Source organism: Verrucomicrobium sp. 3C (assembly GCF_000379365.1).
GTDB lineage: Bacteria > Verrucomicrobiota > Verrucomicrobiia > Methylacidiphilales > Methylacidiphilaceae > Methylacidimicrobium.
Genome location: NZ_KB901877.1, coordinates 109657 through 130288, shown reverse-complemented (window position 1 = coordinate 130288; position 20632 = coordinate 109657). Strand labels below are relative to the sequence as shown.

At 61.2% G+C, this 20632-nt stretch carries 21 protein-coding genes; 2 read left to right on the top strand and 19 right to left on the bottom strand.

Features of this window, described 5'->3' with window-relative positions; genetic code table 11:
• Positions 1–97: 97 nt before the first annotated feature.
• The 18 genes from A37A_RS17575 to A37A_RS0113125 form a co-directional block, all read right to left on the bottom strand.
• Positions 98–1108 carry an alpha/beta hydrolase gene (locus A37A_RS17575; RefSeq protein ID WP_018291959.1) on the bottom strand — a complete coding sequence of 337 codons (1011 nt, stop codon included), beginning with the start codon at positions 1106–1108 and terminating at the stop codon, positions 98–100.
• Positions 1109–1188: 80 nt separating this feature from the next.
• A complete protein-coding gene (gene accB, locus A37A_RS0113205) occupies positions 1189–1638 on the bottom strand; it encodes an acetyl-CoA carboxylase biotin carboxyl carrier protein (protein WP_018291958.1) in 450 nt (149 codons plus the stop codon).
• Between the two features lie 25 nt (positions 1639–1663).
• The gene (locus A37A_RS0113200; protein WP_020494449.1) at positions 1664–2536 is read right to left on the bottom strand and encodes a hypothetical protein; all 873 of its coding nucleotides are present in this window, start codon (positions 2534–2536) and stop codon (positions 1664–1666) included.
• Positions 2520–3170 (bottom strand): dTMP kinase, encoded by a 651-nt coding sequence (gene tmk / locus A37A_RS0113195; protein WP_018291956.1) that lies wholly within the window; start codon positions 3168–3170, stop codon positions 2520–2522. Before tmk ends, A37A_RS0113200 begins: the two co-directional genes overlap by 17 nt.
• A complete protein-coding gene (gene cysS, locus A37A_RS0113190) occupies positions 3167–4564 on the bottom strand; it encodes a cysteine--tRNA ligase (protein ID WP_018291955.1) in 1398 nt (465 codons plus the stop codon). Before cysS ends, tmk begins: the two co-directional genes overlap by 4 nt.
• Positions 4561–6027 (bottom strand): NAD(P)/FAD-dependent oxidoreductase, encoded by a 1467-nt coding sequence (locus tag A37A_RS0113185; protein ID WP_018291954.1) that lies wholly within the window; start codon positions 6025–6027, stop codon positions 4561–4563. Before A37A_RS0113185 ends, cysS begins: the two co-directional genes overlap by 4 nt.
• Before the next feature lie 81 nt (positions 6028–6108).
• Positions 6109–6801: an HAD family hydrolase gene (locus A37A_RS0113180; protein ID WP_018291953.1), complete on the bottom strand. Its 693-nt coding sequence runs from the start codon at positions 6799–6801 to the stop codon at positions 6109–6111.
• 27 nt (positions 6802–6828) lie between these two features.
• Positions 6829–7605: an enoyl-ACP reductase gene (locus tag A37A_RS0113175; RefSeq protein ID WP_018291952.1), complete on the bottom strand. Its 777-nt coding sequence runs from the start codon at positions 7603–7605 to the stop codon at positions 6829–6831.
• A gap of 98 nt (positions 7606–7703) precedes the next feature.
• The gene (locus tag A37A_RS0113170) at positions 7704–8348 is read right to left on the bottom strand and encodes an MBL fold metallo-hydrolase (protein WP_018291951.1); all 645 of its coding nucleotides are present in this window, start codon (positions 8346–8348) and stop codon (positions 7704–7706) included.
• Entirely contained in the window at positions 8345–9919 is a 1575-nt protein-coding gene (locus A37A_RS0113165; RefSeq protein WP_081616322.1) for a glycoside hydrolase family 1 protein, read from the bottom strand. The genes A37A_RS0113170 and A37A_RS0113165 overlap by 4 nt, the downstream gene beginning before the upstream one ends.
• Before the next feature lie 14 nt (positions 9920–9933).
• On the bottom strand, positions 9934–11136 hold the full coding sequence (locus A37A_RS0113160; protein ID WP_020494447.1) for a glycosyltransferase: 1203 nt from the start codon (positions 11134–11136) through the stop codon (positions 9934–9936).
• A gap of 15 nt (positions 11137–11151) precedes the next feature.
• Entirely contained in the window at positions 11152–11682 is a 531-nt protein-coding gene (locus A37A_RS0113155; protein ID WP_018291948.1) for an LptA/OstA family protein, read from the bottom strand.
• The gene (locus A37A_RS17570; RefSeq protein WP_018291947.1) at positions 11679–12296 is read right to left on the bottom strand and encodes a hypothetical protein; all 618 of its coding nucleotides are present in this window, start codon (positions 12294–12296) and stop codon (positions 11679–11681) included. Before A37A_RS17570 ends, A37A_RS0113155 begins: the two co-directional genes overlap by 4 nt.
• Positions 12265–13068, bottom strand: coding sequence for a 3-deoxy-8-phosphooctulonate synthase (gene kdsA / locus A37A_RS0113145; protein ID WP_018291946.1), 804 nt, complete (start codon positions 13066–13068; stop codon positions 12265–12267). Before kdsA ends, A37A_RS17570 begins: the two co-directional genes overlap by 32 nt.
• Positions 13069–13070: 2 nt before the next feature.
• The gene (locus tag A37A_RS0113140) at positions 13071–14675 is read right to left on the bottom strand and encodes a CTP synthase (protein WP_018291945.1); all 1605 of its coding nucleotides are present in this window, start codon (positions 14673–14675) and stop codon (positions 13071–13073) included.
• Positions 14672–15394 carry a 3-deoxy-manno-octulosonate cytidylyltransferase gene (gene kdsB, locus A37A_RS0113135; protein ID WP_018291944.1) on the bottom strand — a complete coding sequence of 241 codons (723 nt, stop codon included), beginning with the start codon at positions 15392–15394 and terminating at the stop codon, positions 14672–14674. Before kdsB ends, A37A_RS0113140 begins: the two co-directional genes overlap by 4 nt.
• A 197-nt stretch (positions 15395–15591) precedes the next feature.
• Positions 15592–16149: an HAD-IIIA family hydrolase gene (locus tag A37A_RS17565; RefSeq protein ID WP_018291943.1), complete on the bottom strand. Its 558-nt coding sequence runs from the start codon at positions 16147–16149 to the stop codon at positions 15592–15594.
• Positions 16146–17141 (bottom strand): bifunctional heptose 7-phosphate kinase/heptose 1-phosphate adenyltransferase, encoded by a 996-nt coding sequence (locus A37A_RS0113125; protein WP_018291942.1) that lies wholly within the window; start codon positions 17139–17141, stop codon positions 16146–16148. The genes A37A_RS17565 and A37A_RS0113125 overlap by 4 nt, the downstream gene beginning before the upstream one ends.
• 164 nt (positions 17142–17305) lie before the next feature.
• On the opposite strand from A37A_RS0113125, the gene A37A_RS0113120 reads away from it, so the two are divergent.
• On the top strand, positions 17306–18160 hold the full coding sequence (locus A37A_RS0113120) for a prephenate dehydratase domain-containing protein (RefSeq protein WP_018291941.1): 855 nt from the start codon (positions 17306–17308) through the stop codon (positions 18158–18160).
• Here A37A_RS0113120 and A37A_RS0113115 read toward each other — a convergent pair.
• Entirely contained in the window at positions 18084–18911 is an 828-nt protein-coding gene (locus tag A37A_RS0113115; protein ID WP_196799635.1) for a L,D-transpeptidase, read from the bottom strand. The two genes, A37A_RS0113120 and A37A_RS0113115, sit on opposite strands and share 77 nt — an antisense overlap.
• A 270-nt stretch (positions 18912–19181) precedes the next feature.
• Between A37A_RS0113115 and A37A_RS0113110 the strand changes: the two genes are divergently transcribed.
• Positions 19182–20369 carry a cation:proton antiporter gene (locus A37A_RS0113110; protein WP_018291938.1) on the top strand — a complete coding sequence of 396 codons (1188 nt, stop codon included), beginning with the start codon at positions 19182–19184 and terminating at the stop codon, positions 20367–20369.
• Positions 20370–20632 lie beyond the last annotated feature (263 nt).

Below are 20632 nucleotides of genomic sequence, written 5' to 3'. Positions count from 1 at the left end.
TCCACTGAAAGAAAGGCAAGTTACGCTTTCGGATGGAATGTAGCCGTTTTGACGGCAGTCAGAGCGGCTGCTCGCGCCTGTCGGCGCGAGCCTTGCGTCAATGCTTCTGTCCGGGATAGGTCGCTGCAAATTCGAGGAAATCCCCCACCACATGGCAGAAATCGGGTGCGAACGTTCGCTCCTCGTGGGACGAGTGAGGGATCACCCACCACCTTTTCGGCTCGGAGGCGGCGTCGTAGATCTTTCGGACGACGCCCACCGGCATCCTCCGGTCGTCCTCGGCTGCGAGGATCAGGATGGGCACGTGGATCTTCTCGACTGCTTCCACGCAGTCGATCTTGCTCGGATCGAGCGAGTAGAGGCGCTCGAGCTCCCAGGAGACGAGATCGACGAAGGGAAAGGCGGGGAGGCCGAAGAAGAGCCGGGCATGGACGGCCAGGGAGTTGCGCAGATTGTCGAAGGGGGCGTCCGCGACGACCCCGCGGGCGCGTGGGTCTTCGGAAACGAAGCGCAGGGCGGTTACCGCCCCCAGAGAAGTGCCCCACACCAAGGGGGAGGAGTAGCCCTTGCTCCCCAGCTTGTCCGTCCATGCCTTGAGATCAAGGGGTTCTTTCCCGCCGAGCGTGGTCATGGTCTTCTCGCTCTTCCCGTGGCCTCGGAGGTCGATCGCCAGCACGGGGAAGCCGAGTCGGTGGCCTAATACGATGTAGTTGATCTGGAACTCCTTGCTTGCCCCGAGGCCATGAACCACGATGAGGGGGGGCTTGCGGGGGGCTCCTTCGGCGGGAATGAACCAGGCGGCGAGCTTGAGGCCGTCCTTGCTGGTCGTCGTCCAGTCTTCGTAGGGGATGCCGGCCAGCGCGGGGGTGATGCTCAAGTAGCTGTGGGGAGGAACCGTGACCGCGACCCGGGCGAGGGAATCGATATACCCTTTGAAGCCGGCGAGCAGAGAGGCGACCAGCCCGAGCATCGCCATCCCGGCGAGGAGCGCCTTTCTTTTCCTGAAGAAGGAGATCGGCGAACCGCCGCGATCTGTCTTGCCCGTGGAACAGGAATCGACCGGCTCCATCCTCCTCTCCCGTTCGCGGGAGGCGTCGTCCTTGAGCATGGAAAGAGAGTCGTTGACGAGGAAAAAAACGCAAGTGGTGGATTCTAAACCGAACGGAGCGTTCTCTGGTGGAACAGGGATCAGGGCAAGGGGCGGACGCGAAAGAGGGGACGGTCGAAGTCGACGGCTTTGCCATCCTCCACGAGCACTTCCGTAATGATCCCGTGGAGTTCAGCCTTGATCTCGTTCATGACTTTCATGGCCTCGATGATGCAGACGACCGTGTTTTCGTGGATCTCCTGGCCGACTTCCACGCAGGCGGGCGCACCGGGTGCGGGGGCCCGGTAGAAGACTCCGACCATGGGCGAACGAATCTCCCGAAAAGCCTCGGATGAGGGAGCAGCCAGTTCCCTGGGTTTTTCCGGACCCACGATCGAGGTCGGGGAAGCATAGATCATCTGCGGATGGGAGGCGGCTGGAGGAAGCTCTTTCCGGAGCCGCAAGCGAAAGCCCTCTCTCTCTACCTCGATCTCCGAGAGGTTCCCCTTGGTCATTAACTCGATCAGCTCGGCAATTTCTTTGGTTTCCATGAAGATTCCTTCGCATCACATCCGTCTATTTCGTCGACTTCTCGATCTCAAGGCAAGCTCGGGCATAGGCAAGCGACGGATCGAGACCGGCCCGAAGATCCCGCAACAACTCCTCGAGGATGCGGATTTCCCTTCCGGGGATTCCTCCCCCCCTCGGCTCGGCTTCGCCGAGGCATGCCTCCTTCGCATAGGCTTCCTCCAGCTTGGCCAATAAGCGTTCGCGGCGAAGATCAACCGCCGACTCGACGAGGGCGGTTTGGATCCCCTCGGCTTCGCTCTGGTCCCCATCGCTCATTTCGGCTTCGATCTCTTTGCGGATTCCCAGCACGGCGGCTTCCAGGATGGCGGCTCGCCGAAAAGCCCGAAGCAGAGGAGCTTCGCTTGCCGTAAACCAGTCGGCCAAGAACTCTGCTTCCCGCGGATCGGTTGGCTCCCGAGCCGCGCGATCCGCTCGAACATTCAGCCGGATGCACCGGGAGGCGATCGTTGGGAGAAGCATCTGGGGCTGGGTGCTGGTGAGCAAGATCACCACATCTTCTGGCGGCTCTTCCAGCGTTTTCAAGAACGAGTTCGCCGCTTCGCCTCCTCCGAGGCACATGCGCTCGGCATCGCTGATCAGCGCGACCCGAAAGCGGCCGCGATAGGGCTTGAGGGCAAGCATGCCCATGAGTGCCCGCATCCGTTCGATGGGAATGCGGCGCAGCCGCGACTCGGCCCGGGCCAGATGGAAGTCAGGATGGATCTCGGGACGGGGCCCGAGCAGGAGCTCGGCGATCCGCATCGCCAGGCTCTCAAGTTGGGAAGAAGACATCCCCAGCAGAAGGTAGGCATGGGCAAGGCGCTCAGCGGACAAGGCCTCTCTCAAGCGCACGTGAATGGTCTCAGAGTCCAAAGACACAGCTCACGATCTCCCAAATGTCCGCAGCGACCTCGTCTACCGATCGGCTAGCGTCGATCAGCCTGACTCGCTCGGGCTCGAGACGGGCCAAATCCCCATAGGCGCTGCGGACCCGTTCGAAGAACTCCGCCGTCTCCTCCTCGATCCGATCTCCTTGCCCGCTCTCTCTCTTGCGCTGCGCGATGCGAGCCAACGCCTCCGGCAAGGAAAGGTCGAGAACAAAGGTAAGCTTGGGAGAGAGCCCGGCGCAGGCAATGTCGTTGAGGGACCGGAGAAGTGCTGGAGAAAAGCCGCGGCCCCCGCCCTGATAGGCGAGGGTGGAGTCGCTGAAGCGATCCGAAAGAATCCACGAATTTTTGGCCAGCGCCGGCTGGACAGCCTGCCGGACGACCTGCGCCCGGCTTGCTAAAAAGAGGAAAAGCTCGGATTCCGGGGCAATCGCAAGCTCCGGAGAGGATTCTTTGAGGAGTCGGCGCAAGCATTCTCCCAATGGAGTGCTTCCCGGCTCCCGGATGGTGAGGACCGGCTCTCCCAAGGAAAGCAGCCGGGTCTCGAGCCTGCGGATCTGGGTCGATTTTCCTGCACCTTCGGATCCCTCGAAGGCAATGAACCGAAGGAGCTCCTCCCGCATCATCTCCTCCGAACCTCTTGTCCCTTTGCGGTGTCCCGAACGGTCCATCCTTCTTTCTCGATCGCCTTGCGCAGGGAATCGCTCTCTTTCCAATCACGCCGTCTTCTCGCGGCTGCTCTTCGCTCGGCCAGTTCCTGCACTTGTGAGGGTGGGGCATCGGCCGGCTCTCCCAGCCCCAAGACCGCATCGATGGTTGGCCAGAGAGCCGGCAGGTCCGGCATGGGGGCGTTCCGATCCAATGCGCGATTGGTCGCGCGGAGGAATTCAAAGAAATGCCCAAGAGCGTCGGGGAGGTTGAGATCGTCGGCCAGCGAGGTGCAGAAAGCGGCCAGGAATGCTTCTCCTTCCGGCGTCGCGCCCGCAAATCTTTCGGCGGGGAGTAACCGCCAGCGGGCCAGCCAGTCGTCGATTCGGGTGACGGCGGCCTTGGCCGCTGCGAGTCCATCCCATGTGAAGTTCAAGGTCTGACGATAGTGGGCGGCCGTGAGCAGCAGAAAACGAAGATGCCGGCCGGTGTATCCCTTGGCCAGAACATCGGCAACGGAATAGACGTTGCCGAGAGATTTCGACATCTTTTCTCCATCTACGAGCATATGGCTGCAGTGGAGCCACAGATGAACAAACTCTTTTCCCGTGGCGCAGCGGCTCTGGGCGATTTCGTTTTCGTGATGAGGAAAGATGAGATCGCTGCCTCCACAATGGATATCGAACTCCTCTCCGAGATAGTGCATGCTCATCGCCGAGCATTCGATATGCCAGCCGGGCCGTCCTCTCCCCCAGGGAGAGTCCCATCCGACCTCCCCATCCTCCGGTTTCCAGCCCTTCCAGAGCACGAAGTCGCCGATGCTTTCCTTGGCGTATTCGTCCTGGGCGATGCGCGCTCCCGGCTGAAGTCCCTGGCGATCGAGATGGGCGAGCCTCCCGTAATCCGGGAAGGAGCTAATCCGGAAGTAGACTGAGCGGTCCTCTCCCAGGTAGGCGTGTCCGTTTTGGAGCAGCTTTTCGATCATGGCGATCATGAGCCCGATATGGTCGGTTGCCTTCGGCCGACGATCCGGGAGCAGGATATGGAGGGTCTTCATGTCCTCCTCGAAGAGGTCGATCTGTCGGCTCGTGAGCTCGCGCAGAGCCAAGGAAGCCGCCCGCGCCGCCGCAATGGTCTTGTCGTCCACGTCGGTATAGTTCATGACCAGCTCGGGTTCGAATCCGAAGAGGGTGAGCAGTCGGCGAAGCAGGTCGACGAAGAGAAAGGTCCGAAAGTTTCCGAGGTGGGCCCGTCCGTAGACGGTCGGTCCGCAGGCGTAGAGACGAACCTTGGGAGGGGCGATCGGTCGGAACTCCTCTAGGGTCCGCGAAAAGGTGTTGAAGAGATGAAGGGGAGTGCGGCAGCGCGTCATGGGATGGATGGCCGATGGTGCGGCGACGGCGGGAGGGTCCTCTGGTGCTGGGAGACGGCGACGTTCCGGGCGATCTCCTCGGCTGGATAGGTCAGGATCTCGGAAAGGGTCGGATGGTAGTGGGGCAGTTGGGCCAGATCCTCTGCGGTAGCATGGAAGGAAAATAGGGCGACGAGCTCGTGGATCAGTTCGGAGGCCTCCGGCCCTACGATTCCGGCGCCAAGGAGCTCCCCCCTCTCTGGCTCCGCGAGCAGCTTGACGAAGCCACGGGTGGTTCCCCTGAGGAGTGCCTTTCCATGATCGGCGAAGCGATAGCGAGCCACCAAGAGTGGCTGGCTGGACTGGTGTGCCCTTTCCTCCGTCAACCCGAGGCGGGCTAGTTCGGGTTCGGTGAAGACCACTTCCATCGTGAGCCGGTAGTCCATCTGGCGAGACGGCGCGCCTCTTCCCAGCGCCAGGCGAGCGGCATTTTCTCCGGCCACCTCGCCTTGGAGCACGGCGATATGAACGATCTCTTCGATTCCGACGAAGTCGCCCGCGGCAAAGAGGTTCGGTACGCTCGTCCTCATGTGGCAGTCGACCAGTGGAGCTCTCCCGTCGATTTCGATTCCGGCGGCAGGAAGGTGCAATCCTTCCAGAGCGGGAGTCCGTCCCGCCGCTAGGAAAATCTCCTCTGCGACCAGCTCGTGGACCGCCCCGTGCTGGACGAGGCGGAGCCGCTTCTCCTCTCCACTCCGGCTTGCGGAAACCAAGGAAGCGCTCGTGAGTAGCCCGATTCCCTCATCCCGCAACGCTTCTTCTAAGACGCCCGTGAGATCGGAATCAAACCGTTTCAGGAGGCGAGGTCCCCGTTGAACGAGGCGGACGTCAACACCGAGCCGCGCGAAGAACTGTGCGTACTCGACGGCGACGGGCCCGCCGCCAAGGACGATCAGGCTCTTCGGAAGCTGCGTCTGGTGGAGCACGGTATTGCTGTCCCAAAATCCGATCTCCGAAAGCTCCGGCAGCGGAGGATGGCTGACCCGGGATCCCGCGGCGATCACGAACGCCCTGGCGCGCAAGAAGCTCTTTCGACCGTCGGGATCGGCCAGGGCGACTTGGTTTGGATCGAGAAACGAGGCGTGAGCGCGGATGAGTTGGAAGTCCCCTTGGGTAAGCTCCTTTTGCCGATCGGCCGCGAACTCCGAGACGAGGCGGTGCATCCGCGCCATGATTGCTGGAAAGTCGGGCCGGATCGGCTGCGCCTGCAAGCCAAATTGGTCGACCTCTCGAATCGCGTGCCACCTCCGGCTCGCTTCGAGCAGGGCCTTCGTCGGCATGCAGCCGGCAAGGATGCAGAGACCGCCCAGTCGCTCTGCGCCCTCTACGAGGGCCGTGCGGGCGCCCAAGGCCGCCGCCGTCCTCGCAGCGGCAAATCCGGCGCTTCCCCCACCGATCACGGCTACGTCAAAGATGGGCTCCATCTGTGTCGATCTTCGTCGATCTCCTGTCGGCCATCTCGTCCGGTAGTGATTCCCTCGCTCTCTTTCCCAATCCGGTGATAGCTACGAGTGGCCTTTCACCAGAGCGAGAACCGGCTCGAATTGCTCCAGATCCGGCAAGAGCATGGTGGGACGGCAGGCAGCGAGCTCCGACAGGCAGTAGCCTCCAGTGGCCACGGCGATAGAATAGGCGCCGATCGCTTGCGCGCAAAGCACATCGTGCGGGGTGTCGCCGATCAGGAAGACCTGCGTGGCCGCGAGCGACTCCCCCCACTGCTGCCGCAAAAGCGTCATCGCGGATCGAGCGAGCTCATTCCGGCACTCCGACCGGTCGCCGAAGGCACCGAAGGAGAAGAAGCGCCCCAACCCGAAGTGATCGAGCTTGATCCTGGCTCCGTGCTCGAAATTTCCCGTGAGGAGGCCTTGGCGCCATCCGGCTCTCTCCTGGATTGCGCAGAGTAGCCGCTCCACGCCGGGGAGAACGCGGCCTGGAGAGCGTGAGATCTCATCCCTTAGATGCTGAAGATAGCGGTTGCGAAACCGGGCGACATTTTCCTCGAACCAGGGGATCTGAAAGCGGGAGAAGATCTGCCGGACGATCAAGGAGTCGGTCCGTCCCCGGTAGTCAAGATCTTGCAGGGAAAGTTCCTGTCCATGGAGTTCGCGTGCGGTGCGGACAATGGCCGTCTGCCCTGCTCCCCCGCTGTGGAGGAGCGTGCCGTCGATATCCCAAAGAATAATCCGGAGGGTCGTCATCTTTCGTCGAGAACTGCGGCCGACCGGTTACGCGCCCAGAATGGAGTAGCCGCAATCCAGGTAGATCGTCTGACCGGTGATTGCGCCCGCCCCCTCGCTGGCGAGGAAGAGAGCCGTGGCGCCCACCTCGGCAAGGTCGACGGGCTTCCGCAAAGGTGCCTTCTCCTGATGGTGCTTGAGCATCTGGGTGAAGCCAGAGATCCCACGAGCAGCGAGCGTGTTGACCGGGCCCGGGCTCAGGGCGTTGACCCGGATCCCCTGAGGGCCCAACTCATAGGCCAGATACCGGACTGCGGCCTCCAAGGCCGCCTTAGCGGTTCCCATGATGTGATATTGGGGGGTCACCTTTTCAGAGCCGTAATAGGTGAGGGTGAGAAGAAGGCCGCCTTGCGTCAGCTTCCGTTTGGCCCGCCCGGCGATCGCCAGGAAGGAATAGACGCTGATATCGAAGGTCAACCGGAAGTCATCGCGCTGGATCTCGGAAAGCTCGTGCTCGAGCGCCTCCTTGGGCGAAAAAGCGACGCTGTGGAGGACCAGGTCGACGGTAGGAGTTTGACGGGAGACTTCGGCAAAAAAAGATTCCAGCTGCGCATCATCGGCGAGATCGCAACAGAAGACCTTCCCCGGCTTCGGGAGGGATTTTGCGAGTTCTTCGACATTCTCGCGCAGCCGTTCACCCTGGCAGCCGAGAATCAGCGATGCCCCTGCCGAGCTCCACGCCTGGGCGATCGCCCAGGCAAGGCTGCGTTTGTTAGCGACGCCGAAAACAAGGGCGGTTTTTCCTTCCAGGAATCCCTTGTTCATTCTCTTCCACAGAAGCCCGCGCCTTCTCAAAAGTCACGATCTTTTCTCGGGAAAGGAGAACCAGCCGATCCTGCTTCGGGGAGCGGGAAGAGGCCCCCCTATATGCCCTCCTCCTCCCGGAGGAAGGGATTGGTCTCGCGCTCGGAGCCAATAGTGGTTGGCCGCCCATGGCCGGGAAAGACCTTGGTTTGGGGCGGGAGCGGAAGGAGGTAGCGGCGAATTCCCTGCAGAAGATCTTGGCGAGAGCCGCCGGGAATGTCCCAGCGGCCGACGCCGCCTGCGAAGAGGATGTCGCCATCAAAGAGCCGGGCGCAGCGAGGCTCGTAGTAGGCGACGCTGCCGGGGCAGTGGCCTGGAATGTGGTAGAGAATGAATTCATGGCCGCTGCAGCCCCAGCGGACGAGTCCATGAGGGGGAAGAGGGAGGGGGGTCAACTTCTCGAGCGGGGGGCATTTCCCCGGAATGCCGTACTTCTGATAGCCAATGGGATGGTGCAGGATGGGAAAGTCGGCCGGATGGGCATAGACGACAGCTTGATGTTCGGAGACGAGCAGCGCCGCGTCCCAGATGTGGTCGAAGTGGCCGTGGGTGAGAAGGAGGGTTTCGACGCGTATCTTCTTTTCCCGCAGAAAAGCGGCGATCCCTTGCGGCGCGTCGACGCAGATCCATCCATCTTTGCCGGGGAAGAGGTAGGCGTTGGTCTGGAGAGGGCCGCCAACGAAGGTTTGCAGTTCGCGGTTCATGCGGGTTTTGCTCCGGTCATTCGCCGCCGGGCGCGCGCCACCTCTTCGGCGTAGGTTTGCGCGGGGTTTTCCCCCTGGAGTCCGCTTTCCTTTCTCTCCCAAGAGTCGGGTTTGCCCATCGAGTAGAGGCCGAAATGGGGAGCATAGCTGCCCCACTCGTAGTTGTCGACAAGGGACCAGTAGAGGTAACCGAAGAGGGGAGCACCCTCTTCCCAAAGGCGCGTGACCATCCGGACATGCGCCCGGATGTAGTCGGTCCGACGGACGCCGTCTTCCCGATCTTCCAAGCTGCCGGAGGAATTTCTCCGATAGGCGATCCCGTTTTCTGCAATCAAGAGGGGTAGTCCAAAACGGCGGAGCTGCTGGGTCACGAAGGTGAGCCCTTCGGGAAGCATGTGCCAGTCCCACCATTTGCTCGTGAAGCCTTCGACGACCCACTCATGAAAGGGCTTGTTGCGACGCGGCAGCTCGTCGCGCCAATGGGGCCAGCGAAACGCATGTTCGACGAAGGGGTCGTAGTAGTCAAAGGCCACGTAGTCCAAGGGGCGGGTCGGGGAAGAGTAGATGATTTCCACCAGCCGGTCCCAGGCATCGCCCAGCGAGTAGGCGTAGGCCAGGAAGTGTTGAACGGTCTTGATGGCGCCCCCGAGGATTCTTCGGATGAGGGAGAGCGTGGGAAGCTCGACGCGCTGAAAGTCTCGATCGAACCGGCGGGCATTTTCCCAGAGGTGAGAAAAGATCTTTTGCCTAGGGACGCCCCGGTAGGGGCAGTGGAGGAGGTCGAGCCAGGCCTGGTCGAGCCAGTAGAGATTGTTGGCATAGTTGTTGAACCCGACGAGCGGGCGCACGGGGGTGTTTTCGTAGGCTTCATGGATGACCCGGTAGGCGCGAACGTGACCTTCCAAGAGGTGCATGAGGGCCTTGGCGGCGGCATGGATTCCACGCTCCGGACCCGTGGGGAAATAGCCGTAGAGGTAGTGGCAGGCCGCCAGCATGTTGGGTTCGTTGGTCGTAAGGAAAATGCGGGGGGGAAGCACGCCATGCTTTTGGGAGAGGATCTGGAGAAGGAATTGGACAGCGTGGCGGACGTAGGTGACGAAAAAGTCGATCGTATCCGTGCGCAGCCATGCATCGAGCCCCAACCAGGCCGGATGGGTGAAATGGTGAAGGGTAACGATCGGCTCGAGTCCCAGAAGTCGGCAGTGGGCCAGGATCGCGGCGTAGCGCTCGAGGGCCGCGGAATCGAAAAGAGGAGGCGGAGCGCCCGACTCGGGGTTCGGAAGAGTGCGAATCGGCTGGATGCGGCTCCAGGACATCTCCAGGCGAAAGGCGTTGAGACCCAGCCGTGCCGCCCGCTCCAGGTCGGCTTCGGCGAGCTTCCAGAAGTTGCTCGCTTGCCCCGAGGGCTCGATCAGTCGCTCGCGCTCGGCCCAAGCCCAATTGTTCAAGGGTTCTCCGGGCCCGTTGATTCCCCCTTCGTGCTGGTAGCCGGAGGTGGCGACCCCCCAGAGAAAATGCGGGAGATGGGCATCCGCAGGCGGGGGAGGGGAACGAGGAGGGCTCCCGGGCAGGCCGAGCCTCTTCGTTAGAGTTTCCCTGCCTTGGCTACCCGAGCGATCCGCTGCTTTTGTTTGCGAGTGATCCAAATGGGTTCGGGCTCCTGCGCTTCATCATCCAATAGGCGGCGGACGATGGTCTGGGCTGCATTCGGGTGGGCGGCCCCCAGAGCCGCCCGTCGCATGGTCTGCAAACGGCTTGGATCGGAAAGGAGGGAGTCGACCTTATAGGCGAGCGTAGTGAATTCGTGGCATTTGACGGCCGCTCCCTGTTCCAGCAGATAGTCGCTGTTCAGCTCTTCCTGGCCCGGAATCGGAGCCACGACGACCATGGGAAGACCTCTGGCCATCGCTTCAGACGCGGTGAGTCCGCCGGGTTTGCCGATCAAAAGGTCGGCGGCCGCCATCCATCGGTGCATCTCGTGGGTCAAGCCGAGCACTTTGAGGGGGAAGGAGCTCCTCCAGTCAGCCCGCGTTTGCAGGAGCCGGTCGCGAAGGAGCGTATTCTTGCCGGAGATCACGACGATCTGCACAGGAGTGCTCACGCTTCGGAGGGATTCGACGACGATTTCCGCCGGGCTGACGCCGAGCGCGCCAGCGGAAACCAGAAGGAGGGGAAGGCTGGGATCGCATCCTAGGGCTCGCCGAGCCTCGGAGCGATCGAGCGGCAGCGAAAAGACCGGATCGATCGGGATCCCGCTGACCGTGATTCGCTCGTTGGGGAGCCCCAGGCGACTCAGGTGGACGCGCGTCTCTTCGGTGGCGACGAAATAGCGATGAAAGAGGCGGCAGAGCCACATGGCGTGAAAGTGAAAATCGGTGACGACAATCGAAAGGCGTGTCGGCAAGCCAGCCTGAGAGATCAAGTGAGAAATCAGTTCCGCGGGTAGGAAGTGGGTACAAACGGTGATGTCCGGAGCGTAGCTTTCGATGAATTCGACCAATGGACCCGTGTTGAGCCGATCGAGCATCAGGCGCATCCGGTCGGTCTTCCACGGTTCGTCGGTCATCTTGTACCACCAGCCGAGGAAGGCGGGGGCCTTTTCCACGAGTTGAATGTAGAGGCTCGAATAAAAGTCGCGAAAGATCTTGTTGGTGAACTTGAGGGCGTCGACGGTCAGGACCTCGTCGGTTTCCGGCTGATGGCGGAAGACCTTGCCCAGCGCTTCGGCGGCGTGCACATGGCCGGTGCCGGCACTCGTGGACAGGATGAGAACTCTTCGAGGAAACATGACGTGGACGCTCTTCTATCTCTTTTGCGCGGGCTGCTCTGGTTGCGGCGAATTCTCCCCTTGGCCTTGGTAGAGGACGACCTTGCTGTGACCGTCGACCTGCATCTGATCGCTATCTCGAAAGAGGGTGATGACGTTTCCGGTGACATGGTTCTGGTCGTCGATCACTTCCGGGTTGCCGGTCATGATGAGCTTGTTCTCGGCGACGATGTATTCCATCTGGCTCGATTTCCCCGTTCGCTTGGGCTGCTCGAGAACGGCATCGCCCCGGGCGATCATTCGCTTCACCTGGCTGCCGGTCTCGTCGAAGAAGACCGTCATTTCGTTGGACCTCAGCCGCAAGCTGTTGGTGACCATGATCACGTTGCCGTTAAAAAAACCCTGATGGATGTTCATGTCCAATCGGAAAGTATTGGAGGTGACGACCGTGGCGTCCGGATGGCTCTGCAGCTCCGCGGGCTTTCCCTCGGGAAACTGTCCGCGAAGCTCGATCGCCGACAAGCTAAACAGGATCAGGCAGCCAAAGAACGGAAGGAGGAATTTCATCGGGAGGATTCCAGGGGCCGCAAGGAGGGGGCTCCGCCTTGTCGCAAGGAGGGGGCACTTGTTTTGACATTCTGCGGGCTCGGGGGCTTGCCCAGCGGAAGATGAAAAAGGACGACTCGGACGTTCTGCCGGAAAACGCCCCGGTGCTCCCCGACCTCCCAATCCATGGTCTGGCTTGTGAGCCGTAGATCGGGCCGCTCCACGACCGCCCCCGATTGCGTGCTCAGCCGGTCCTGGAGCTTCCAGAGATCGCAACGGGGAGAGAGAATGGTGGTTCCAATCTTTCCCTGATCATAGAGCTCGATCTTCATATCGATGATTTCGGTCCGGTTCACGCTGATCGCATGAGCTTCCCGACCGGTGATGACCCCATCGAGCCCCCCCTGGGCATTCCTTTGGGGAAGGCGAAACTCCTTGACGACCGATCCCAGCGGGATCGAGGCGGAATCCGCCCATAGCGTCGCGGGAGCAAAGGCAAACGCCCAAGAGCAGAGGGCGAAGCCAGAGAGAAGAAGCAGGTAGCCTTTCTTTTCCCATGCTCTCCAATGGCCGGCGGGGATCGCCCCGCAAGGGGAGAGGGCTCTACGCGGGATCGCTGTCTTGGGCCGCTGCATGGATCTCCAAAAGCTTTTCCAGAAAAGAGGGAACTTGGGCGAGGAGGATCATGGTCGCTCCGTCAGAGGGGGATTGATCGGGAGAGGGATGGGTTTCCAGGAAAAGTCCGTCGATTCCCACGGCGACGGCAGCCCTCGCCAGCGGAAAGGCCAGATCGCGATCTCCGCCCGAAGCGGAACCGAGAGCGCTCGGACGCTGGACCGAGTGGGTGGCATCAAAGACGACGCGGTATCCGCGCCTCCTCATCTTTACCAAGTTCCGCATGTCGACGACAAGGTCATGATAGCCGAACGAGGTGCCTCGCTCGGTAAAGAAGAAGTTCCGGCAGCCTCCCGAATCGAGCTTTTCGGCGATGCGGTCCATGTCCGAAGCCGCGAGGAACTGCCCTTTTTTGACGTTGATCGCTCTTCCCGTGGCAGCGGCAGCCAGCAGGAGGTCCGTCTGCCGCGAGAGAAATGCCGGAATCTGCAGAAGATCAACCACCTCCGCTACGGGTGCCGCTTGGCTGCTTTCGTGGACATCGGTGGTGACGGCAACTCCCAGCTTCTCTCGAATCCGTCCCAAGATTTCCAGGCCCTCGTCCAATCCCGGCCCGCGGTAGGAGCCGATGGATGAGCGGTTGGCCTTGTCGAACGAGGCCTTGAAGCAGAAGGACATCCCGAGGCGCGAGGTGATCTCTTGAAGGGTAGAAGCGATCCGGATGGCCAGATCCTCGGATTCCAGCACGCAGGGCCCTGCGATCAGGAAAAAGGATGAGCTCTCCAGAAACATGGCTACCCGGCTCGGACGCGTAGAGCCTCCCGCAGGAAGCCAGCAAAGAGGGGATGGGGAGCGTTGGGACGGGAATGAAACTCGGGGTGGAATTGACAGCCCACGAACCAGGGATGATCGGCCAATTCCAGGAGTTCGACGAGCTTGCTGTCCTCGGAGGTTCCGGCAACCAGGAATCCCGCCCGCTCAAAGGCTTCCCGGTAGGCGTTGTTGAATTCGTAGCGGTGGCGGTGGCGTTCTCGAGTCGAAAGGTTCTGATAAGCCGCCTGACACTTGGAACCTGGAACGAGATGACAAAAGGAAGCGCCGAGCCGCATCGAGGCTCCTTTTTGAATCATGTGCCGCTGCTCTTCGAGCAGGCAGATCACCGGATCGGGGGTTGTGGGACAAAACTCCGTGCTGTGCGCCTCGGGTAGGTTAAGGACGTGCTGGGCGAATTCGACCGCGGCGATCTGCATGCCCAGACAGAGGCCGAGATAGGGGATCTTTCGCTCCCGCGCAAAACGGGCGGCCGCGATTTTTCCCTGAACCCCCCGGTGGCCAAAGCCTCCAGGAACGACAATACCTTGTGCCTTGCCGAGCAGTTCTTCGGGCCCCCGCTTCTCCACCGCTTCCGCATCGACGGGAAGGAGCTCGATCCCGGCTTCTACGGCAGCCCCCGCATGCACCAGGGCCTCGGAAACGCTCTTGTAGGCGTCCTGATGTTCGATGTACTTGCCGACCATCGCGATCCGCACCTGGTGCTTCGAAACGAGGATCCGATGGAGGAAGGTTTCCCAATCCCGAAGATCCGCCGGCGGCAGCGAGAGGCGCAGGAAACGAGCGACCAGCTCATCGAGCCTCTCTTTCTGAAGAAGGAGCGGGAGCTCGTAGATCGAATGCTCCAAGTCGAGTTCTTCGACCACGGCATCCAGGGGTACACTGCAGTAGAGCGCGAGCTTCTGCCGAACGTCCGGCGTCAGCGGCCATTCCGAGCGGCAGACGAGGATGTTGGGCTGGATGCCGATCTCCCGGAGCTTCGCCACGCTCTGCTGGGTCGGCTTGCTTTTGAGTTCGCCCGCCGCGCGCAGGTAGGGAACGAGGGTGACATGGAGAAAGAGGGCGTTTCCGGGCCCGACTTCAATGGCGAGCTGGCGGACCGCCTCCAAGAAAGGCAGTCCTTCGATGTCTCCCGTGGTTCCGCCGATTTCGGTGATGAGCAGGTCGTATTCGCCGTCGGTGGCGGCGGCCCGTATCCGCTCCTTGATTTCGTCGGTGACATGAGGAATAACCTGGACGGTCTTCCCGAGGTAGTCGCCGCGCCTTTCTTTGTGGATCACCGATTCGTAGATCTGACCTGTGGTCGCGTTGTTCTTCCGGGTAAGCTGAACCGAGGTGAATCGCTCGTAGTGGCCGAGGTCGAGATCGGTTTCGGCCCCATCCTCCAGCACGTAGACCTCCCCATGCTGGAAGGGATTCATGGTGCCGGGATCGACGTTCAGGTAGGGATCGAGTTTCTGCAGGGTGATCTTGAGTCCACGGTGCTCAAGGAGGGTGCCCAAGGCGGCGGCGGTCAGACCTTTTCCCAGGGAGCTTACCACTCCTCCAGTGACGAACACGTATTTCATCTTTGTTTCAGGATCCGCTCCACGCGCTCGATATCTTCCGGAATATCGACGCCGAGGCAGCGCATCGCGGTGGGTACGGTTAGAATTGACATGGCGTTTTCCAAGGCGCGCAGCTGCTCGAGACTTTCCGCCTGCTCCAACTCACCCGGACCAAAACCGGCAAATTTCCGGAGCGCTTTCGACCGGAACGCGTAAATCCCCACATGAGCCCATCGGGGCACGTCCCGACCCACCTTGAGAACAAAAGGAAGGACCGCTCGAGAAAAGTAAAGCGCGTAACCTCTCCGGTCGCAAACCACTTTTATGACATTTGGATTTTCGGCCTCGTCTGGTTGAAGCTTTCGGCGAAAGGTTGTGATGGGGGCTGCGCCGATTGCATCGATCAAACGGTCGATTTCCTCGGGATCCACGGCTGGCTCGTCCCCCTGAAGATTCACATAGAGGTCGGAGCGAATCCGGCTGGCGATCTCAGCCATTCGATCGGTGCCCGATCGGTGATCCGATCGGGTCAGCTCTACTTGGGCTCCAAAAGCCCGAGCTGCGTCGAGAATCCGACGGTCGTCGGTGGCCACCACCACCTCGCGCGCTTTCCGGCAGCGCTTCGCCGCTTCCCAGGTCCACTGGATCAAGGGCTTTCCGGCAATCACGGCCAGGGGCTTTCCAGGGAAGCGCGTCGATGCCCATCGCGCCGGAATGACCAGAACTGCCTGCTCCGCCATCGGGTTCCTCTTAACCTGCCTGTCTCCCAAGGGTTCTCCTGCGGCTTGCGCAATGGACCTGTCTGCTTCGTTGGGACTTGGGTTTTTGGCTCTCCTCGCCGTATGTCGTCATACCGCTCCGGGGGAAAACCTGCGCCCCGCCTTGCATCCAGGCCCGTTCGCCGCGTCTCGGTTACGAACTTTGTGAGACATGCAGGTTAACCTTGTCCGACGGACTGCAAGATCCAGTCGGTCGCCTTCTGCAGGTTGGGGGCGACATGGTCGGCCAGGCTCCGAGCCCATTCTCGTGCCCGAAGGACCTCTTTCCTCGGCTCTTTTACGGTAAGGAGGATGGTTCGGCAGCCCGCATTGCGCCCGCAGAGGACATCGGCGATCCGGTCCCCGACGAAAAACGACCGATTCAGTTCGACGTCAAACTCGCGTGAGGCGCGCCAAAGCAGCAGAGGAGAGGGCTTGCGGTCCGATGATGGATCTTCGCCGGGAGCGGCGAACGAGAGATAGATCTTGGAGAAGAATGGAGCGCGCAGGCGGCTCAGGATCGCCTGATTTACCGCATCAACATCTTCCCGGCGGAGGCATCCACGACCGACGCCCGATTGGTTGCTGACCAGGAACAGCAGAAAACCGGCGGCCTTCAGCCGGACCAGGCATTCCTCCGCCCCTTCGATCAGTACCACCTTCTCCGGATCGCCAAGGTAGGGAACGTTGTCGATCAGAGTGTCGTCCCGATCGAAGAACACGGCCCGCCCTCTCATGAACCTGCCGAAAGGTGAGCCCGGAACTCCGCCGGGGAGACCGTTGCCGTCCCGAGCTTCCCGACCACGATTCCTGCTCCGAGATTGGCCAGCTTGGCGGCCTCCCAGGCCTCCGATCCCGCTGCCAGGGCGAGCGAGAAGAGGCAAAGGGAGGTGTCTCCGGCCCCGGTAACATCGAAGACTTCGCGCGCCGCTGTCGGTATCCGGCGACTCCGGCCCTTTTCATCGAGCAGAAGCATCCCTTCTTCCCCGAGGGTTACGAGAAGATGGAGGCAGCCCCAGCGCTCCTGCAAAAGTCGTGCTGCTTTCTCGATGGAGGAGAAGCTCTCCTCGGGATCTTCCACCCCGCTTAGGGCGAGAGCTTCCGAACGGTTGGGCTTGAGAACGCTGACTCCCTTCCAGGATAGGCGATTGTGAGTATGAGGATCGGCCGCCGTGAGTCTCCCGGATCGGGCCGCCTCTTCCAGGATCAGGTTGACGATGTCCTGATCGAGGAGTCCCTTGGCGTAGTCTTCGAGGAGAATCAGATCGCAAGCAGGGATGGTCTCTCGCAGGAAATCGATCCACTCTCCCCGGGCGGGAAGAGGCAAGGGGTCCCGGGTCTCGCGATCGACCCGGACGATCTGTTGCTGTCTTCCAAAGACCCGGGTCTTGAGGGTCGTCGTCCTTCCGGGGATTCGGCAAATCCCGTCGATGTCGCAGCCCGTCCTTTTGAGCCCATGGACCAGTTCGTCCCCTGCGGGATCATCGCCGACTGCTCCGCACAGGGCAACGCGCGGAGTGAACTCTAAAAGATTCCGGGCGACGTTCGCGGCACCTCCCGGAAACCGGGAAGAGCGTTGCACCTCGACCACGGGAACGGGTGCTTCTGGAGAGAGCCTGCGGACTCGTCCCCAGAGGAATTCGTCGAGCATGAGGTCCCCGATGACCAAGGCGCGCAGGCTACGAAAACGAACGAGGAGCAGTTCCAGTCGGTCGGGAGCGAGAAGCACGCACGCAAGGGTTACCTCAACCGACTTTCTCTGTCAAATGGCATCTCCTTTTTGCCAGAGGACTAGCAGATTCCAAGGACAGATCGTTTCCCGCTCCTCGCGCCGCGGACCGGACGCACGACAAAGAAGCTTGCGCAGCCGGCAATTCTCTCGAAGGATGAAGGATGACCTTCTTCTCTGCGGAAAAGGAGACTTCCCCGTGGCCCACGATCGCGTATCTAGGACCGGAGCACACCTTCTCCCACCTAGTCGCCAGCAGGAGGTTTCCCCAAAGCCGGCTGATTCCCTGCCTGTCGATCTCCGAGGTGATTGCCCGCGCCGAAGCCGAGGAACATCATTTAGGACTGGTTCCGATCGAAAACTCCTCGGGCGGGATGATCCTGGAGACGGTAGACCTTCTTTTGGAGGAGGAGCGGCCGCTCTTCATTCAGGAAGAACTCGCCCTTCATGTTCAGTTGGCGCTGGTCGGGCATCCCGAAGATGCGCCCCGCATCATCTATTCGCATTGGGCGCCCCTTGGTCACTGCCGGCGATGGATCGAAAAGCGGTTTCCGAAGGTCGAGTTGAGGACCGCGGCAAGCACGTCCGAGGCCGCGTGGCTAGCAGCGAAGACGCCGGAAGCCGCCGCCCTGGCTACCCGTGAGGCGGCTGCGGCAGCCGGACTTGTCGTGCTCCACTACCCGGTGGCGGAGGGGATCCTCAACCTGACTCAGTTCGTTCTCTTGGGCCGGAACAAATTCTCTCCCGGCGGCAAGGAGACCAGCCTCGTGTTTTCCTTGCCGCAGGAGCCCGGAAGCCTCTGCTCTTTCCTGGAAGTATTTCGCACCGAGCGAATCAACCTGAAGCGGATCGTCTCCCGCCCCGTGCCGGGGCAGCCCAACACCTATGTCTTCTTCGTCAGCCTGGAGGGGAGCGACGAGGAGGGGCCGATGGAGCGGTCGCTTAGGAAGGCCGAGCAGCGGGCGCTGCGGTGCCGTTCTCTTGGTTCTTACCCCGTTCTGGCTCCTTACGCGTCGTAGCGTTGGGCTCCTCCCTTCCAAGATTGGGAGAGGGCTTGGCCGATTCCGGTTTCCGCGCATCTTCCCACGGAGTCGTAAAGCTTTCATCCGAGAGAAAAAAAGAGGAGGGGGGGTCAGGTGCCGCTTCATCCATGGGGTGAGGAACGCCCTTGCCGAGGGATTGATCCTCCGGCTGCGTCTGGCGGATGGAGATCAGGGTTCCCCGGTCGATCAATGCGAAGAAGCGCTCCGCATCTCTTCCGGTCAAATGAAGACAACCGTGGGTTCTCGGCGTCGACCAGAGGTATCCCTCGTGAAAGCCGTACCCGGGTGAGAAACCAACCCAGAAAGGCATGGGATAGCCGACGAATTTCCAGCCGGGTGCCCGACTGGGCGGACCGGCGGACTTGGTTCCTTCCACCGCTTGGCCGTCCTTCACCCAGAAGCCGTATTTGCCGGACCGCCGCCGCTTGGCTTTTCCCGTGACGCGGAAGACTCCGGTGGGTGTAAGATGGCCCAGTTTGCCCGAGCAGGTGGGCGCCACCAGAAGAGAGCGATCGCCCTCCATCACGTAGACGGTTCGGCTGCTGAGGGAGACCTTGACGATTCGCTGGGCAGTACGGGACGGGGGCGCCCGATGGTGGACGCCGGCTGTCCAGGAAGCCCGGCCCTTTTCCCTCGCCCAAGCAGAGGATCCGGCGAAGAAGAATGCGAGGGATAGCAGCGATAGAACAATGACGGTAACGGGCGGAGGACGCCAATACATGTGCATCGTCGACGACTCGAGTTCTTCTACTGGATTTGACCTCTGTGGAAAAGAGGAAAGCGGGAATCTGCTCTCGTCCCGCCCGTTCTCTTCCGTCGCGGGCGAGCCCTGGACCTCGCCGCAGCGTACATTTATGCCCTGTTGACCGAAAGGCACGGTCAATTCGCTGTGCATTTACGATATCTTTACGTAAAATGAGCGCACTCACTCAAGCGGACCGGGCCGACGCTCCTCACGGTTCAGATGCCCGTTGGAAGGTCGGCCGGGGATTGTTGCATGCCACTAGAGAACCCATGGGTCTTCCTCACGATTTGGATGGGTGCGGCGTTTCTGGCCGCTGTGATTGCACTCCAGCTTCGTTTCTCCGTGGCTCTGGTGGAGGTTTTGGTCGGTATCTTGGTGAGCCACCTGCTGGGAATGGCCGAGCCGACAGAATGGATGACCTTTCTGGCCAGGCTCGGAGGCGTGACGCTCGCGTTTCTTGCCGGGACCGAGATTGATCCAGATTCCTTCCGGCATCATGCCCTCCCGAGCCTCGTCATCGGCTTTCTCTCCTTTCTTCTTCCCTTTGGGCTGATCTATCTCCTGGCACACTCGGTTTTGGGTTGGAGTACGGCGGGGTCGCTTGTCGCGGGGATCGCGCTGGCCACGACCTCGGTCGCGATCGTTTACACCGCCGTCCTCGAAAAGGGGATGGAAGCCACCCGTTTCGGTCAGATTCTTCTGACCAGTTGCTTCGTGACCGATTTTCTTTCGGTTCTCTTCCTAGGCCTCTTCTTTACTCACTGGTCGACAACCTCGGCGCTTTTGCTGCTCCTGGCTCTCTTGCTGCTCCTGGCGCTGCCGGTATCGCTGAGGCCCCTCCTCCGCTGGCTGGGACGAAGCCCGGTCAGCGAGCCGGAAATCAAGTTCCTCTTCTTTGTCCTCGCTCTCCTGGGCGCGCTTGCCTCGGTCGCGCAGACCGAGCCCGTTCTGCCGGCCTATGTGGCCGGCGTGCTCGTCGCCAAATCCTTTGCGTCCGATCGTCAGCTCGTGCGCCGCATGCGGTCGCTCGCCTACGGCCTGCTCACTCCCTTCTTCTTCATCAAGGCGGGCTTTCATATTTCCCTGCAGATTCTTCTCTTCGGCTTGCTTCCCATCCTCCTGTTTTTCACCGTCAAGTTCCTGAGCAAGATGATGGCCGTCTGGCCAGCCTTCCGAGTGCTGCAGCTCTCCCGGCGGGAGGCGCTTTTCGGCTGCCTGCTGACGAGTGGAGGGCTCACCTTCGGACTCATTGCGGCCCACTTTGGAGTGACCAAGGGAATCTTGCAGAGAGAGCAGTATTCGCAAGTGACGATCGCCATTCTCTTAAGCACGCTGGTTCCGCTGATTGGAGCAAGCCGTCTCTTTCCCCCGGCCCCCGTCAAAGGGAAAGAAAGGGAGCCGGAGCTTGCCGGGCCTGGGGAGTTCGAAGAGGAGGGGTGATCTGATCTTCAGGCCGTCGGCGTCGGGAGACTTTTTGCTGGCAGCTTCGGAGGGCGATGTTTATCGTTTCCTCCGTGATCACGGTCTCGGCCGATTGCGACTGGCGCGGTTGCCGCGCGATCCCTTGTACTTCTGGAGAAACGCGTCTGCCCCGGAAAGGGTCAAGCCATGCTTCCGAGCGCGGATTGTCTCCTGTTTACCTGAAGCTTGCTCATGGTCTCTTCCGCCGGCGGCTGGCACCGTGCCGAGGTTTGGCGCCGGCT

Excerpts from the sequence above, each read along its gene's own strand:
- cysS (WP_018291955.1), bottom strand. The coding sequence starts at position 4,564 with ATGACGCGCTGCCGCACTCCCCTTCATCTCTTCAACACCTTTTCGCGG.
- A37A_RS0113120 (WP_018291941.1), top strand. The coding sequence starts at position 17,306 with ATGACCTTCTTCTCTGCGGAAAAGGAGACTTCCCCGTGGCCCACGATC.
- A37A_RS0113180 (WP_018291953.1), bottom strand. The coding sequence starts at position 6,801 with ATGACGACCCTCCGGATTATTCTTTGGGATATCGACGGCACGCTCCTC.
- A37A_RS0113110 (WP_018291938.1), top strand. The coding sequence starts at position 19,182 with ATGCCACTAGAGAACCCATGGGTCTTCCTCACGATTTGGATGGGTGCG.
- A37A_RS0113185 (WP_018291954.1), bottom strand. The coding sequence starts at position 6,027 with ATGGAGCCCATCTTTGACGTAGCCGTGATCGGTGGGGGAAGCGCCGGA.
- accB (WP_018291958.1), bottom strand. The coding sequence starts at position 1,638 with ATGGAAACCAAAGAAATTGCCGAGCTGATCGAGTTAATGACCAAGGGG.
- A37A_RS17575 (WP_018291959.1), bottom strand. The coding sequence starts at position 1,108 with ATGCTCAAGGACGACGCCTCCCGCGAACGGGAGAGGAGGATGGAGCCG.
- A37A_RS0113115 (WP_196799635.1), bottom strand. The coding sequence starts at position 18,911 with ATGCACATGTATTGGCGTCCTCCGCCCGTTACCGTCATTGTTCTATCG.
- kdsB (WP_018291944.1), bottom strand. The coding sequence starts at position 15,394 with ATGGCGGAGCAGGCAGTTCTGGTCATTCCGGCGCGATGGGCATCGACG.
- A37A_RS0113160 (WP_020494447.1), bottom strand. The coding sequence starts at position 11,136 with ATGTTTCCTCGAAGAGTTCTCATCCTGTCCACGAGTGCCGGCACCGGC.
- kdsA (WP_018291946.1), bottom strand. The coding sequence starts at position 13,068 with ATGTTTCTGGAGAGCTCATCCTTTTTCCTGATCGCAGGGCCCTGCGTG.
- A37A_RS17570 (WP_018291947.1), bottom strand. The coding sequence starts at position 12,296 with ATGCAGCGGCCCAAGACAGCGATCCCGCGTAGAGCCCTCTCCCCTTGC.
- A37A_RS0113170 (WP_018291951.1), bottom strand. The coding sequence starts at position 8,348 with ATGAACCGCGAACTGCAAACCTTCGTTGGCGGCCCTCTCCAGACCAAC.
- A37A_RS17565 (WP_018291943.1), bottom strand. The coding sequence starts at position 16,149 with ATGAGAGGGCGGGCCGTGTTCTTCGATCGGGACGACACTCTGATCGAC.
- A37A_RS0113175 (WP_018291952.1), bottom strand. The coding sequence starts at position 7,605 with ATGAACAAGGGATTCCTGGAAGGAAAAACCGCCCTTGTTTTCGGCGTC.
- tmk (WP_018291956.1), bottom strand. The coding sequence starts at position 3,170 with ATGATGCGGGAGGAGCTCCTTCGGTTCATTGCCTTCGAGGGATCCGAA.
- A37A_RS0113155 (WP_018291948.1), bottom strand. The coding sequence starts at position 11,682 with ATGAAATTCCTCCTTCCGTTCTTTGGCTGCCTGATCCTGTTTAGCTTG.
- A37A_RS0113140 (WP_018291945.1), bottom strand. The coding sequence starts at position 14,675 with ATGAAATACGTGTTCGTCACTGGAGGAGTGGTAAGCTCCCTGGGAAAA.